The sequence below is a fragment of the Stenotrophomonas sp. BR163 genome (assembly GCF_047520985.2).
GTDB lineage: Bacteria > Pseudomonadota > Gammaproteobacteria > Xanthomonadales > Xanthomonadaceae > Stenotrophomonas > Stenotrophomonas sepilia.
Map to the genome: position 1 here is coordinate 71,654 of NZ_JAXBRE020000004.1, position 14,568 is coordinate 86,221.

The 14,568-nt window shown below is 67.4% G+C and carries 12 protein-coding genes; 4 read left to right on the forward strand and 8 right to left on the reverse strand.

Annotation, left to right across the window (positions count from 1 at the left end):
- The first annotated feature begins 67 nt into the window (after positions 1-67).
- The 3 genes from ACM0PY_RS04600 to lpxH all read left to right on the forward strand — a co-directional run bounded on the left by ACM0PY_RS04600 (position 68) and on the right by lpxH (position 2,572).
- A complete protein-coding gene (locus tag ACM0PY_RS04600; RefSeq protein WP_180885817.1) occupies positions 68-1,213 on the forward strand; it encodes a glycosyltransferase family 4 protein in 1,146 nt (381 codons plus the stop codon).
- A complete protein-coding gene (locus tag ACM0PY_RS04605) occupies positions 1,194-1,733 on the forward strand; it encodes a phosphatase PAP2 family protein (protein WP_005415455.1) in 540 nt (179 codons plus the stop codon). The genes ACM0PY_RS04600 and ACM0PY_RS04605 overlap by 20 nt, the downstream gene beginning before the upstream one ends.
- 92 nt (positions 1,734-1,825) lie before the next feature.
- Positions 1,826-2,572 carry a UDP-2,3-diacylglucosamine diphosphatase gene (gene lpxH / locus ACM0PY_RS04610; protein WP_134971963.1) on the forward strand — a complete coding sequence of 249 codons (747 nt, stop codon included), beginning with the start codon at positions 1,826-1,828 and terminating at the stop codon, positions 2,570-2,572.
- An 88-nt stretch (positions 2,573-2,660) separates the two neighbouring features.
- Here the strand turns inward: lpxH and ACM0PY_RS04615 are convergent, their stop codons facing one another.
- The gene (locus tag ACM0PY_RS04615) at positions 2,661-3,914 is read right to left on the reverse strand and encodes a M12 family metallo-peptidase (protein WP_069138938.1); all 1,254 of its coding nucleotides are present in this window, start codon (positions 3,912-3,914) and stop codon (positions 2,661-2,663) included.
- Between the two features lie 225 nt (positions 3,915-4,139).
- On the opposite strand from ACM0PY_RS04615, the gene ACM0PY_RS04620 reads away from it, so the two are divergent.
- Positions 4,140-5,597, forward strand: coding sequence for a T6SS phospholipase effector Tle1-like catalytic domain-containing protein (locus ACM0PY_RS04620; RefSeq protein ID WP_134971961.1), 1,458 nt, complete (start codon positions 4,140-4,142; stop codon positions 5,595-5,597).
- Between the two features lie 66 nt (positions 5,598-5,663).
- Here the strand turns inward: ACM0PY_RS04620 and ACM0PY_RS04625 are convergent, their stop codons facing one another.
- From ACM0PY_RS04625 to ACM0PY_RS04655, 7 genes are all read right to left on the reverse strand, one after another.
- Complete coding sequence (locus ACM0PY_RS04625; RefSeq protein ID WP_180885819.1) at positions 5,664-6,488, reverse strand: ferritin-like domain-containing protein; 825 nt, start codon at positions 6,486-6,488, stop codon at positions 5,664-5,666.
- A 9-nt stretch (positions 6,489-6,497) separates the two neighbouring features.
- Entirely contained in the window at positions 6,498-7,964 is a 1,467-nt protein-coding gene (gene purF, locus ACM0PY_RS04630) for an amidophosphoribosyltransferase (RefSeq protein WP_049414284.1), read from the reverse strand.
- A 30-nt stretch (positions 7,965-7,994) separates the two neighbouring features.
- The gene (locus tag ACM0PY_RS04635) at positions 7,995-8,774 is read right to left on the reverse strand and encodes a CvpA family protein (protein ID WP_134971957.1); all 780 of its coding nucleotides are present in this window, start codon (positions 8,772-8,774) and stop codon (positions 7,995-7,997) included.
- A gap of 46 nt (positions 8,775-8,820) precedes the next feature.
- Positions 8,821-9,864: an SPOR domain-containing protein gene (locus ACM0PY_RS04640; RefSeq protein ID WP_072169154.1), complete on the reverse strand. Its 1,044-nt coding sequence runs from the start codon at positions 9,862-9,864 to the stop codon at positions 8,821-8,823.
- 80 nt (positions 9,865-9,944) lie between these two features.
- Complete coding sequence (gene folC, locus ACM0PY_RS04645) at positions 9,945-11,216, reverse strand: bifunctional tetrahydrofolate synthase/dihydrofolate synthase (protein WP_180885821.1); 1,272 nt, start codon at positions 11,214-11,216, stop codon at positions 9,945-9,947.
- 41 nt (positions 11,217-11,257) lie between these two features.
- Positions 11,258-11,902: a histidine phosphatase family protein gene (locus ACM0PY_RS04650; protein WP_005415444.1), complete on the reverse strand. Its 645-nt coding sequence runs from the start codon at positions 11,900-11,902 to the stop codon at positions 11,258-11,260.
- A 201-nt stretch (positions 11,903-12,103) separates the two neighbouring features.
- On the reverse strand, positions 12,104-14,266 hold the full coding sequence (locus ACM0PY_RS04655; protein ID WP_134972564.1) for a S46 family peptidase: 2,163 nt from the start codon (positions 14,264-14,266) through the stop codon (positions 12,104-12,106).
- Positions 14,267-14,568 lie beyond the last annotated feature (302 nt).

Genomic DNA, 14,568 nt, shown 5'->3' on the forward strand with positions numbered 1-14,568 from the left:
CGGTCGCAAAGCGGTCATGTCGGCTACATCGCCAGGGCCGAGCATGCCGGAAACCGGGAGGCCCGCCATGCGCTATGCCATCGTCACCGAGACCTATCCGCCGGAAGTCAACGGCGTCGCCCTCACCGTACAGGGCCTGGAGCAGGGTCTGCGTGCAGCCGGACACGAGATCGACCTCGTCCGCCCCCGCCAGTCCACCGAAGCGCTGGATTCGGCACCCGGCACCCTGCTGGTTCCCGGCGCTGCCCTGCCCCGCTACCCCGGCCTGCGCTTCGGCCTGCCAGCCCCGATCCGGCTGGGCCGCCATTGGCAGAATCAGCGTCCGGATGCGGTCTACATCGCCACAGAAGGTCCACTCGGCTGGTCGGCACTGCGTACCGCACGTCGCCTCGGCATTCCGGTCGCCAGCGGCTTCCACACCCGCTTCGACGAGTACTTGCCCGACTATGGCGTGGCATGGCTGCAGGCCGCGGCCATGCGCTGGATGCGCCGCTTCCACAACCAGGCGGACGCTACCCTGGTGCCGACCCGCGAACTGCAGGAGTTCCTCGGCGAACAGGGCTTCGAACGCGTGCGCCTGCTGGCCCGTGCGGTGGACAGCCAGCAGTTCGATCCAGGCCGGCGCGACCCTGCACTGCGCGAGGAATGGGGCGTGGATGGCAACGGCCTGGTGGCGATCTATGTCGGCCGCATTGCTGCCGAAAAGAACCTCGGCCTGGCGGTGAAGGCATTCCGCCGCCTGCAGCAGATCCGGCCCAAGGCACGCTTTGTATGGGTGGGTGACGGCCCGGCCCGCGAGAAGCTGGCACATGAAAATCCCGATTTCATCTTCTGTGGCATCCAGCGCGGCGATGCGCTGGCCCGCCACTTCGCCAGCGGCGATCTGTTCCTGTTCCCCAGCCGCAGCGAGACATTCGGCAACGTGACTCTGGAAAGCATGGCCAGCGGTGTGGCCACCGTGGCCTTCGACTACGGCGCCGCGCGTGAGTACCTGCGCAACGGCGAGAACGGCGCAGCGGTGGACAGCGACGAGCAGTTCATCGAGGCCGCCGTGCAACTGGCCGCCGATGACGCGAAACGCCACGAACTGGGCGGCACTGCTGCACGCGCGATGAAGCGATTGCATCCTCAGCAGGTGGTGGCCGAGTTCGATGCGTTGCTGGCCGAGCTTGTGCAGTCGCGGAGGAGCGGCCATGCGCACCACGCCGCTTGAACTGCTGGCAGGGCGCGAGGCGCGCTTGTGCCGGCGGGCGAACCACTACTGCCGGCGCCGCCGCGTGCGCCGCCTGTTCTCGGTCATCAGCCGTCTCGGCGATGGCGTGTTCTGGTATGTGCTGATGGCTGCGCTGGTGGTGCTGGATGGCTTCGATGGCCTGCGTGCCTCGGTGCACATGGCCGCCACCGGCCTGGCCGCATTGCTGCTGTACAAGGGCCTCAAGCGCTGGACGCGGCGCCCGCGGCCTTACGCGGCCGATCTTCGCATCCGCGCCTGGGTGGCACCGTTGGACGAATTCAGCTTCCCCTCCGGGCACACCCTGCACGCAGTGTCGTTCACCATCGTCGCACTGGCCTACTACCCCTGGCTGGCACCCTTGCTGGTACCGTTCACCCTCGGTGTCGCGCTGTCGCGGGTGGTGCTCGGCCTGCACTATCCTTCCGACGTGCTCGCCGCCACGGGCATCGCCGTCCTGCTGGCTTCGGCCAGCCTGACCTGGCTGCCGCTGCCGGTGTAGCCCAGGGATCAGATCGCTTTTCCGCCGGAAAGGGATCCGACCCCGCCGCTCCCGCGGCGCTACCATCATCATTGATGGCCTAGAATGCAGGCATGACCACGTTGTTCATTTCCGACCTGCACCTGGACCCCAGCCGTCCGGAGATCACCGACCTGTTCCTGCGCTTCCTGCGCGAGCAGGCGCCCGGCGCCGATGCGCTGTACATTCTCGGCGACCTGTTCGAGGCCTGGATCGGCGACGACACGCCCTCTCCGGCCGCCGATGCGGTGGCCGTTGCGTTGAAGGTGCTGTCCGACAGCGGCGTGCCCGTGTACTTCATCCGCGGCAACCGCGATTTCCTGCTTGGCGAGGACTACGCGCGCCGTGCCGGCCTGCGCATCCTGCCCGACCCGTGCGTGATCGAGCTGTACGGCCGCCCGGTACTGCTGCAGCATGGTGACCTGCTGTGCACCGATGACATCCCCTACCAGCAGTTCCGTGCGCAGACCCGCGACCCGGTGTTCCAGGCGCAGTTCCTGTCGCAGCCGCTGGCCGCACGCATCGCCTTCGCGCAGAAGGCGCGCGAGGCGAGCCAGGCCCGCCAGTCGGAAATGAAGCAGGGCGATCGCGCGCAGTTCGAGACCGTCACCGACGTCGCCCCGTCCGAAGTCGATGCCACCTTCGTGCGCCACGGCGTGGACACCATGATCCACGGTCACACGCACCGTCCGGCCATCCACGCACTGCAGGCCGGTGGACGCGATTGCATCCGTATCGTGCTGGGTGACTGGTACGAACAGGGTTCGGTGCTGCGTGTGGATGCCAACGGCTGGTCGCTGGATACGCTCGCCCGCGATTGATGGATCGCAGGATGCCAACCAGGGTTGGCATCTACCCGAGCCGGTGAACGCGCCCGGGTAGAGGCCGCCGCTTGGTCGGCGCTTGGCCTCAGCGGAAGGCCGCGATGGTGGCCTTGGTGTTGACCAGCACGCGCTGGTTGTCAGCGGTACTGGCATTGCCCATCGGGATGCCGTTGTAGCTGATGTTCGGGTTGGACCAGTAGTTCAGGCGCGGGCAACTGCGGGTGCAGTTGTAGGCCATGATCGTGCGCCAGCCGGTGCCGCTGGACGGCTCATAGCGGTAGCCGTGGCCATAGGCGTAGGGCGATGTGCTCGGGTCGGTGGCGATGTCATGCCGCGCGCTCTGCAGGTGGCCGATCTCATGCGCGAATGAGTAGTAGCCGGTCGCGCAATCCCAGTACACCGCCGCGAACGCCGTCGACGCGGTCGAGCCGATCCCCGAGGCCAGGCCGCAGTAGGCACTGTTGTTGATCAGCAGCACGCCGACATCGGCCGCGGTGGTGTTGCGGCTGGTGTGGATGCTGTCCATGTAGCCGTCGCTGGTGCCACGGAAACGCGACAGGTCGGTGGTAAAGTTGCCAGACTCGCTGTAGCTGGTGGTCTCGTAACCGGCCAGTTGCAGCGTCAGGCCGACGTTGCTGTTGCCGTAGCCCTGGTTGGACTCGGCCACCGCCAGCTGCACCAGCGACTGCATGTTGCCGCCATAGGCGGCGACGGCGGCATTGGTCGCTACCACCAGCACACGGATGGTCGCCGGCGTACCGGACGATGCCTGCGCGATGCCGATGCGATCGTTGTTGCCCATCGGGATCTTCGGCAGCTGGTTGTAGTCGGCCGGATGGTCGGCCGGCATCCGCGATTCATCCACTTCCACCAGCACGTGGCGGTTGCCCAACGGGCGCAGGCGATACAGCTTTCCATCCTTGCGGATCGAGCCGGTGACGGTGTCGCCCGAGCGCACCAGGATCAGCGAATTGCCGGGGTCGTCCTGGCCGTTAGAGGTGGCCGCGGTCAGTTTGTCCGAGGGCGAACGGAACTGGCCGTACCAGATGCTGCCGCCATCGGGCAGTGCTTCGACCTTGCTGCGCACCGCCTGCACCCGCCGGCCGAGCAGTTCGAATTCCAGCTGCGGTTGTGCAGTAGCTGCTGCATCGACACGCACTTCCTGTACCGTCGCCGTGGACGGGGTGGCCAGCAGCTTGCCCAGTGCGGGCTCGCTGTTTGCCGATGCGCGGCTGATGACCGTCACCGGCTCGAATAACGGTGCCGCATGCGCGGCCGCTGCCACCGACAACCCCAACACCAGGCCACCTGCCGCTTTGCCAATCGATCTGGACAACATTGCGTCGCTCCTTGAATGATGTGAACAGCGTTGATGCAGCACGACCCGGTTTGCCGGGTCTGGTCATATGGCCTGCGCGGGTCGTGTGAATTCAATAGGCGAGAGAAGTGAAAATCAGGATTTGTGATCGACCGCATCTGGGTTAAGTAAGGTCAAAAGCGTTACTACACGTCGTCAACACACCGCTTTCGCGCTACCGTGACGCAGCCACGACGGGGAATGCACATGGCACCATCGCAGGACACGGACGAAGATGTCGGCTTGCTGCGGATCGGGCTGTTCTTCGATGGCACCCGCAACAACGCACACAACCTGGCCCGTGGCAGGCCCCAGCTGCCGCAACCGCGCCCGGCGCAGCTGCGTGCGGATGACGATTCGACCTACCAGAGCCGGTTGACCAGCAGCTACGACAATGGCCTGACCAACATCGCCCGCCTGCAGCAGCTGTACCCGGACAGCCGCAGCGGGACATCGGCGGCCCCCTCGCTGTCGATCTACGTGGAAGGTGTCGGTACCCGCGATGACGCCGACGACGACCTGATCGGACTGGCGTTCGGCATTGGCGCCAGCGGTGTGCGCGCCAAAGTGCGACGCGCGCTGCAGGTGCTGCTGCCGGCAGCACTGGGTGCACTCGCTACGCGCTGGCAGCGACCACTGCGTGGCGTGCAGCTGGATCTGTTCGGCTTTTCACGGGGTGCGGCCGCCGCGCGCGATGTGGCCAACCAGTTGCAGGCCTGGGATCGCACCCGCTGGCGGCAGCTGTTGCAGGCCGCTGGCCTGTCCTGCACAACGGACTTCGCCCCGGCCGCTCCGCCGCTGCGCTTCATCGGCCTGTTCGACACGGTGGTTGCGGTCAGCGGTGGCCGCACCGACGAACAACCTCATCTCGCGCTGCATGCAGGCGTTGCCAGGCAGGTGCTGCAACTGAGCGCGCGTGACGAGCATCGCCAGCACTACCCATTGACCAGCGTGGCGCCAGCGTTCACCGAGATCGCCCTGCCCGGCGTACACGCCAACATCGGCGGCGGCTACAACCAGCTCGAAGAAGGGCCCAAGCTGCTCAGTCGCCCGCGCCGGCAGCTGCTGCGCCGCCCGAGCGTGGCCGAGTACCAGACGCCACCGCTGGCGATCCTGCAGGCGACCACGGCCTACGCCGAGGCACAGGCCGACGCCGAGCGCTGGCGGCAGCAGTTGGGCCTGGACGAAAAGGAAGTCTGGGTGGATGTCTGGCACCAGTGGCAGCAACAGCGTCGCGCCGGCAGCCGCAGCGTAGTGCTGTCACCGGTGCTGTACGTGACGGCGGCCGTGGTGTTGCGCCGGCGCATCGACTGGCGCTACCAGCTGATCGCGCTTCAGGTAATGCAGCAGCATGCCATCGATGCCGGCGTGCAATGGACGGCCAATGCCAACGCAGTCCCCGGCTGGGAACTGCCGTCGGCCCTGCAACCGATCGCACGACGACTGGTGGCCGGACAGCCACTGACGCAAACGCAGGAGGCGCTGTTGCGACGGCGTTACCTGATGCAGTCGGCGCACTGGAACTTCGACGCGCTGGGCGACACCGCACTGACCTACGCTGCCGACGCCGGCGTCAGCGAGCTGCCGTATCGGCCGGGCCCCGGCCTGTTCTACATCAACCGGCCAACGGTGGATGGCAAGCGCGTGGTACTGCCGAACGCATGAAAGAGGGGACGGAGGGAATCAAGTCGCTTGTGCCAAAACATCTTGATTCCCTCCGTCCCCTTTTCTTCAACCGGCCTGCTCGACCAGGTTGGCGAGTTCGTCCGCATCGAATCCGGCCAGCAGGCGCGCTTCCATGTTGAACGGCCCATGCAGGTAGCCGCCGGCGTACTCCACCAGCAGCTCCTTGAAACGCGCGCGCGGCTCGACACCGGCGCGGTCGCAGTACCAGCGATACCAGCGCGAACCGGCGGCAACATGCGCCACTTCCTCACGCAGGATCACCTCCAGCACATCGGCGGTTTCGCCATCACCGACATTGCGCAGCTTCTCGATCATGCCCGGGGTGACGTCCAGACCACGCGCTTCCAGCACGCGCGGCACCAGCGCCATGCGCGCCAGGCCGTCATGCGCGGTCTTTTCGCACATTTCCCACAGACCGTTGTGTGCGGGGAAATCCGCATAGTCGTGGCCATGCACCTGCAGGCGCTCGCGCAGCAGCATGAAATGCCGCGATTCGTCATCGGCACAGCTGACCCAATCAGCTTGGAACGCCGACGGCAGGCCCCGGAACCGGTACACCGCGTCCCAGGCCAGGTCGATCGCGTTGAGCTCGATATGGGCAATCGCGTGGATGAAGGCAGCCCGCCCTTCCACGCCGCCCAGTCCACGCCGTGGCACCTCGCGCGGATGCACCAGCACCAGTCGTCCCGGACGACCCGGCATGCAGATCGGATCCGGCGGCGGCGCATCCGCGGCCACCTTCAGGCGACCGGCACGGAACGCGGCCGCATACGCCTGGGTCAATGCGACCTTGCGCAGCGGATCCGCTTCAGCCAGGCACTGCTGCGCAGCGCGCAGCAGGTCGCCACCAACGTCGGGCACATCCACCACGCCTGATCCTCAGGCGCGGCGCTTGTGCTTGGCATCGTCCGAACGCAACTGCTGGATGCGCTCGAAGTAGCCGGGCTCGATACCGGTCGGGTAGTGGCCGTTGAAGCAGGACGAATCGAAGCTGCGCAGCGCCGGGTTGCCTTCGCTCACCGCCGCTTCCATGTCTTCCAGGTCCTGGTAGATCAGCCAGTCGCAGCCCAGGTGGGCCTCGATCTCTTCCACCGTGCGGTTGTGCGCGACCAGCTCTTCGGCCGCCGGCATGTCGATGCCGTAGATGTTCGGGTAGCGCACCGGCGGCGCGGCGCTGGCCAGGTAGACCTTGCGCGCGCCGGCATCACGGGCCATCTGCACGATCTGCTGGCTGGTGGTGCCACGCACGATCGAATCGTCCACCAGCAGCACCACGCGGTTGCGGAACTCCAGGTGGATCGGGTTGAGCTTGCGGCGCACTGACTTCACGCGTTCACCCTGCCCCGGCATGATGAAGGTGCGGCCGATGTAGCGGTTCTTGATGAAGCCTTCGCGGTACTTCACCCCGAGCACATTGGAGATCTCCAGCGCGGCATCGCGCGAGGTATCCGGGATCGGGATGATGGTGTCGATGTCGTGGTCCGGGCGCAGGCGCAGGATCTTCTCGCCCAGCTTGATGCCCATGCGCATGCGTGCCTTGTGCACCGAAACGTTGTCGATCATCGAATCCGGGCGCGCGAAGTAGACGTATTCGAAGATGCACGGGGTGTGCTCGGCCGGCTCGGCGCAGATTTCCGAGAACAGCTCGCCGCGCGCGGTGATCACCAGCGCTTCGCCCGGCTGCACGTCACGCACGCGCTGGAAACCCAGCACGTCCAGTGCAGCCGACTCGGACGCCACGATGTACTCGTCGCCTTCTGCGTGGCTGCGCTTGCCCAGCACCAGCGGGCGGATGCCATGCGGGTCGCGGAAGGCCACCAGGCCCAGGCCCAGCACTACGCTGACCACTGCATAGCCGCCCTTGCAGCGGCGGTGCACGCCGGCCACCGCGCGGATCGCGGCTTCCGGGCTGAGCTGGCGCTGCTGCTCCAGTTCGTAGGCAAACACGTTCAACAGCACTTCGCTGTCCGAATCGGTATTGACGTTGCGCCGGTCCTGTTCGAACACCTGCTGGCGCAGCGCCTCGGTGTTGATCAGGTTGCCGTTGTGGGCCAGCGCGATGCCGTACGGCGAATTCACGTAGAACGGCTGTGCCTCGTCCATGCCTTCCGAACCTGCCGTCGGATAGCGCACGTGCGCGATGCCGACGCTGCCTTCCAGCGTGGACATGGTACGGGCGTCGAACACATCGCGGACCAGGCCGGTAGCCTTCTGCACCCGCAGGCGGCTGCCGTTGGCGGTGGCGATACCTGCCGCGTCCTGGCCGCGGTGCTGGAGAACGGTCAAGCCGTCATACAACTGCCCGGCGACGTTCTGGTTGCCGACGATTCCGACGATGCCACACATGGTGCGAGGTCTCCGCTGGGCTGTGCCCAGTTACAAGGAAGGTGGCCGTACCTGGCCGCGGTGGTCGCCGCGCCTGCGGTCGACATTGGCCGGATCGTCCGGCTCGATACTGTCCGGCAGTGCTGGGGCGTCCGGGCGCACTTCGGCCGGATCGTATGCATCGCCCTGTTCCGCTTTCGCGGGCCGCAGCCATCCGCCGCCCGCCACTACCTGGTTGAGGATGCCATTATCGCCTGCCGCGCCCGGCTTTCCCAACCCGGCGCCTGCATTCTTCCCCAATTCCATCAATGCAGATGGGGACAGCATGTCGGTCGGCAAGGCCTTGGGCAGCATGTCGGCGCCGGGTACCTGCCAGCGCGGCAGCTTCCCGTTCATCCAGGTCACGGCCGGATTCAGCACCGGGCGAACCGCCGAGCGCTTCCAGGAGGGCTCGGCAGTCAGCGGGGTGAAGCCGGCCAGCAGCACCAGGATCGCCGCGATCAGGCCACCTCGCACGGCCCCCAGTACACCGCCCAGCAACCGGTCCAGGCTGGTCAGCATGCTGCGGTGGATCATCGCCTTGATGACCATGCCGATCACCGCGACCACGATCATCACGCCAATGCCCACGCCCAGGTAGCCGCCGACGAAATGTTCGCCGCCAGGTGCGGCGGGCGCCGCCCACCAGCGCGCGGCATCGTTGCCGAAGGCGAAGGCCGCCCATGCGGCCAGCAGCCACGACAACGTGCCGATGACGATTCCCACGAAGCCACGCAGCATCCCGAGCAGGGTCGAGGCGGCGATCACGATCAGCAGCACCACGTCGATCATGGCGCCCCGCTCCTTCGGCGGCGCTGGCAACGGGCCTGCGCGTCGGTCATGGGTGCGGTCGGACCATGCCGGCGACGCCAACCTTGGCGGCGACCTGCGCCTTCAGCTGTTCGGCGTCAGCCCGGTTGGCCACCGGTCCGACACGGACGCGATGCAGGGTGCCCTTTTCGGTACGCACCTGCTCGACGAAGGCGCTGAAGCCGGCAGCACGGACCTTGTCACGCAGCGCATTGGCATCACTGGCCTGACCGAACGCGCCCAGCTGCACGGCGAAGCCGACGCCGCTGGCCGCCGGTGCAGCCGGCGTGGTCGGTGCCGTCACCGGCTTGCTGGCGGTGGCCTCCGGCTTCGGCTCGGGCTTCGGGGTTTCGGGCTTCGGCGCCGGCTTCGGCGGCTCGGGCTTGGCCGCCGGAGTGGCCGTCGCAGTCGGCGTACTCGGCGGCAGGCTTTCGCTGCGCACCGGGTTGCTGCTGGCGGACGGCGAGGTGGCTGCGGACGGGGTACTGGCGCTTGGCGTAGCCGGTGCCGGGGTAGCTGCCACCGGGGCGCTGCTGCCCGTTGCGGCATCCAGGGTGATCACTTCGGCCTTCACATCGGCGCGGATCTTCACCGCCTGCAGCCGGGCCGCCTCGGCCTGTGCACGGTCGGCATACGGCCCCACGCGCACACGCCATGCCTGACGGCCGTTGATGGTAGTCGCTTCTGCGAAGCCCGGCAGCTGCGAGCGCTGCAGGTAGGCGATCACGGCATCGGCGTCGGCCTTGCTGCCGTAGGCGCCGAAAGTGACGGCGTAGTTGCCGGCGGCAACCGCCGGGGACGTGTCCACGGTCGGCGGCGTGGCCGGCGTGGCGGCCTCCTGCAGCGGCTTGGCCTGCCCGGTCTGCAGGCCGGTAGCCCCACCGGCCGGGGCCACCAGCGGCAGTTCACGGGTTTCGAACTGGCCATCGGCCGGTGCATCCGGCGCGGCGATCGGCACCGAGGCCACGCCGCTGTCCGGTGCAGGCCCCTTGACCAGCATCGGCAGGAAAATCACGGCCAGTGCAACCAGCACGATGGCACCAATCAGACGCTGTTTCAGAGGCGTATCCACGTGAGGCGGCAACTGTCCGGAGGTTGCGGTCGATTATACGGGTGCCGGACCGGACGGCGTCGGGATTGGCTGAACGTGGCTCAGGCGCTGCCCTGCAACCACTGCAACGCGGCGGCAGCGGTATGGAAGGAGCCAAACACCAGTACGCGGTCACCGCGCTCGGCCCGGGCCAGTACCTGTGCCAGCGCCTGTTCGACCGAAGCGGCCAGCTGCGCGCTGCCAGCAGCGGTCTCGGCCAGGCGCGCCTGCAACTGGGCGGCACTCTGGCCACGCGGGCCGTCCAGGCCGGCAAGGGTCCACTCGCCAACCACGCCCTGCAATGCCTGCACCACACCCGCCGCGTCCTTGTCCTGCAATGCGGCATACACCGCCAGGGTGCGCCCGGCCGACGCCTCGGCCTTCAGCGCGCGCGCCAGCTGGCCCGCCGCCTGCGGGTTGTGCCCGACGTCGACGCGGATCTGCACACCGCCACGCTCGAACGCCTGCAGGCGGCCCGGAATGCGCGCCGCCGCGATACCGGCGGCCCACGCCGCGCGCGGCACCGGCTTGTCCAGCGCGCGCAGCGCAGCAATGGCCGCACCGGCATTGGCCAGCTGGATCGGGCCGGCCAGCGCCGGGGTCGGCAGTTCCATGCGCAGGCCGACATCGCGCCAGCGCCAGCGCTGGGCGTCGATCGGCTCGTAGAAGTAATCGCTGCCGCCGCGGATCGCGTTGGCACCGACCAGGTAGGCACGCGCGAGCACGCTCGAGGGCGGGTCGGTCTCGCCCAGGATCACCGGCTTCCAGCCGCGGATGATGCCGGCCTTCTCGGTGCCGATTGCTTCGCGGTCCTCGCCCAGCCATTCGGCATGGTCGATGTCCACAGTGGTGATCACGGCCACATCGGCGTCGACGATGTTGACCGCATCCAGGCGGCCGCCCAGACCCACTTCCAGAACCACCAGGTCCAGCCCGGCGTCGGCGAACAGCTGCAGCGCAGCCAGCGTGCCGTACTCGAAATAGGTCAGCGTGGTCTCGCCACGCGCGGCCTCGACCGCACTGAACGCAGCGACCAGCGCGGCATCGTCCACGTCCCGGCCGTCGATGCGCACGCGCTCGTTGTAGCGCAGCAGGTGTGGCGAGGTGTACGCGCCCACCTTCCAGCCGGCGGCACGTGCAATGGCTTCGATGAAGGCCACGGTGGAGCCCTTGCCGTTGGTGCCACCGACCACGATGGTGCGCTTGGCCGGCGCCCCCAGGCCCATCGCCGTGGCCACGGCGCGCACGCGCTCCAGGCCCATGTCGATGCTCGCCGGATGCTGGCGTTCAATGTAGTCCAGCCAGTCGGCCAGGGTGGTCGGGGTGTTCGTCACGGCAGCGGTTCCAGCAGAAGCAGTTGGTGCGAGGGGATCGATCAGAGTGCGCGGTGCTTGGCTTCGCCGAAGAACGGCGTGTGGTGGGCGCAGTCGTTCAGGCGCACCACTTCCAGGCTGTCAAGGTCGGCGCCTTCGAGCAGGTTGAGCGTGGTCGGTGCCTGGCGGAAGGTCCACAGGCGGGAGATCGGCAGGCCCAGCACCTTGCACAGGATCACGCGGTTCACCGCGTCGTGGGCGACCACCAGCAGGGTGTCGTGCTCGCCAAGGCCGTCGGTGGCGCGGGCCAGGCCGCGCCAGCTGCGCTCCAGCACCAGGCGCAGCGATTCGCCGCCGGGCATCAGCACGGTATCCGGCTCCTCGCGCCAGGCCTGCAGGCGCGACGGATCCTTCTCGTGGATCTCGCTGGCCAGCAGCCCTTCCCATTCGCCGTGGGCGATTTCCTGCAGTTCCGGCTCGGTCAGCAGCATGTCGGCACGGGCGGCGCCAAGCGCCAGCTGCGCGGTGCGCTGCGCGCGCGACAGCGGCGAAGCGACGGCACGGGTAATGTCGACCGAGGCCAGGCGGGCACCCAGTGCCTGGGCCTGGGCTTCGCCGATCGGCGACAGCGGGATGTCGATCTGGCCCTGATAGCGGCCTTCGGCGTTCCACGGCGTTTCACCGTGGCGGGCAAGCAGGATGCGCATGCGTGCAAGGGGTCCTGGGGGGGAGGAGGTTCCCGCGTTTCGTTCACATCCTGTGAAGTGCGCGGAACACGGATGATACCTGTTCGGCGCGCCGGGTCGGGGCGGGCATGAAAAAACCCCGCGACGTGGGTCGCGGGGTTTCGGAATTCCCGGCCATCGGGTCGGGTTTGCCGGCCAGCGGCCGGCACTACCGCAACCGGTTTACTTCGCCAGGTTCAGTTCCTTCAGCAGCTGCGGCGCCGGCGCCACTTCCTGCATGATCCACTGCATGTAGCGGCTGTCGACGGCGATCATGCGGGTCATCACCGGGTCGAACACCCAGTTGGAGCTGACCGATTCCCAGTTGCCGTCGAATGCCAGGCCGACCAGCCTGCCGTTGGCGTCCAGCACCGGCGAACCCGAGTTGCCGCCGGTGATGTCCAGGTTGGACAGGAAGTTCACCGGCACCGAGCCGATGCGCTTGTCTTCCAGTCCGCCATAACGCTTGGCCTTGACCGCATCGAGCAGCGCCTTCGGCGAATCGAACGGATCTTCACCAGTTTCCTTCGCCGCCACGCCTTCCAGGGTGGTGAACGGGGTGTACTTCACGCCGTCCTTGCCGTAGCCCATGACGTTGCCGAAGGTGATGCGCAGCGACAGGTTGGCGTCCGGGTAGACGAACTCGCCCTGGCTCTTCTTGTAGTCGGCCACGGCCTGCAGGTACAGCGGACGCGCGGTCAGCGATTCACCTTCGCGGATCTTCTTCTGCTCTTCCTGCTTCAGCAGTGCCGGCATGACAGCCACGGCGTACTGGATGGCCGGATCGCTGCTGGCTTCGAATGCGGCACGGTCGGCCTTGAACCACTTCAGGCGTGCGTCCAGGCTGCCGAGCTCGGTGCCCGACAGCTTGCCCACCAGCGCCTTGACTGCGTTGGCATCGCTACCGGCCAGCCACTTGTTCAGCACTTCATTGTCGCGCTGCGCGGCCGGCAGGGCCACGTACTGCTCCAGCCAGTAGGCCTGCAGCTGCTGGTCCATCTTCGCCACGTAGCGGCGGTCCATCTGCTTCAGGCCACCTTCAATGGTGGTCAGGTCGCGTTCCTGGTAACCGGCTTCGCGCTCGGCGTCCGGCTTGCTGCGCTCGATCGACAGGCGGTACAGGGTGATTGCAGCGCCAACGGCCGAGGTGTTGTTGAACTGCCCGACGAACAGGTCGCGCTCGCGGGTCGCCTTGCTGGTATCCAGGTGCTTGACCAGCTGCGCGTGTGCGGCCAGCGCCGGCTTGCCTGCAGCGCCCTGCTTCTTCAGCCACGCCAGCACGGCAGCTTCTTCAGCCTGCTTCTGGCCTGCGGCGTCGATGCGCTTGAAGCCTTCCAGCTGGCCCAGGTAGTTCTTGGCCACGTTGTTCATGCTGGCGGCGGTGGCGGCGTACTTCACCTTGACGTCGGCGTCGGCCTTGCCCGCGTCGGCGATCATCTTCAGCACGGCGTTGTAGTGCTTGGCGATGGTCGGGTAGGTGAAGCTGGCGGTTTCGTTGAACTCACCGGCCAGCGCGTAACGGTTGGTGCGGCCCGGGTAGCCGGCCACCATCACGAAGTCGTCGGCGCCCAGCGGCTGGTCGGCGAACTTCAGGAAGTGCTTGGGCTGGTACGGCACGTTGTCGGCGGCGAAGGCGGCCGGCTTGCCATCCTTGCCGACGTAGGCGCGGTAGAACGAGAAATCGCCGGTGTGGCGCGGCCACATCCAGTTGTCGACGTCGCCGCCGAACTTGCCGACGCTGCCCGGGGGCGCGTAGACCAGGCGCACGTCCTTGATTTCCATGTTGCGGAACAGGCGATAGGTGTTGCCGCCGGAGAAGCTGTACAGGCGGCAGCGGAAGCCGGCATCGGCTTCACAGGCGGCAACCTGGGCCTTGTCGAAGGCGTCCAGCGCGCGACTGCGGGCCAGCGGGTCATTGCCGGCGGCGGCGATGGCGGCCTTGGCCTGGGCGGTGACGTCGGTGATCTGGTCGAGCACGAACACGCGGGCGTTCGGGCCGGCGCTCAGTTCGTCCTTCAGGGTCGGCGCGTTGAAGCCGTCCTTGATCAGGTTCTTCTGCGCGGTCGAATTGAGCTGGATGGCGCCATACGCGCAGTGGTGGTTGGTGACCACCAGGCCCTGCGGCGAGACGAAGCTGGCAGTGCAGCCACCCAGCGCAACCACCGCACCCATCGGGTCACCGGTCAGGTTGGCCAGCTGCTCCGGGGACAGTTTCAGGCCGGCCTTCTGCAGCGGCCCGGCGATTTCCGGCAGCTGCTGCGGCACCCACATGCCTTCTGCGGCGTGGGCGACCTGGACCAGCCCAAGGCTGGCGACGATGGAAAATGCAAGCAGGTTCGAGCGCATGGAGCGGCCCCTGGTAGTGGAACCCTCGATTGTAGCCCGTCGCCCTGCCCCGGCCCGAACCCCGGAAGTCATGGGCCTGCTTCTTGCTCTGCGCACATCGGCCGCGCAGACGGAATCGTCCAGAGGGGGCGTGGTCACCCTGCCCGGGACTGTTGGCGCCATGGATGGGCTTTTGCGTGTCCCGGCCAGGGTGACCACGCCCCCTCCCCCGGAATCAGGGAGGCGCTGCTGTTTGCAGTACGTTCGAAACGCCCGCCGGCGCACGCCTTTCGTTCCGCCAAAGCACCCGCAGCGCAACATGG

Excerpts from the sequence above, each read along its gene's own strand:
- ACM0PY_RS04620 (WP_134971961.1), top strand. The coding sequence starts at position 4,140 with ATGGCACCATCGCAGGACACGGACGAAGATGTCGGCTTGCTGCGGATC.
- purF (WP_049414284.1), bottom strand. The coding sequence starts at position 7,964 with ATGTGTGGCATCGTCGGAATCGTCGGCAACCAGAACGTCGCCGGGCAG.
- ACM0PY_RS04605 (WP_005415455.1), top strand. The coding sequence starts at position 1,194 with ATGCGCACCACGCCGCTTGAACTGCTGGCAGGGCGCGAGGCGCGCTTG.
- ACM0PY_RS04600 (WP_180885817.1), top strand. The coding sequence starts at position 68 with ATGCGCTATGCCATCGTCACCGAGACCTATCCGCCGGAAGTCAACGGC.
- ACM0PY_RS04655 (WP_134972564.1), bottom strand. The coding sequence starts at position 14,266 with ATGCGCTCGAACCTGCTTGCATTTTCCATCGTCGCCAGCCTTGGGCTG.
- lpxH (WP_134971963.1), top strand. The coding sequence starts at position 1,826 with ATGACCACGTTGTTCATTTCCGACCTGCACCTGGACCCCAGCCGTCCG.
- ACM0PY_RS04635 (WP_134971957.1), bottom strand. The coding sequence starts at position 8,774 with ATGATCGACGTGGTGCTGCTGATCGTGATCGCCGCCTCGACCCTGCTC.
- ACM0PY_RS04615 (WP_069138938.1), bottom strand. The coding sequence starts at position 3,914 with ATGTTGTCCAGATCGATTGGCAAAGCGGCAGGTGGCCTGGTGTTGGGG.
- ACM0PY_RS04650 (WP_005415444.1), bottom strand. The coding sequence starts at position 11,902 with ATGCGCATCCTGCTTGCCCGCCACGGTGAAACGCCGTGGAACGCCGAA.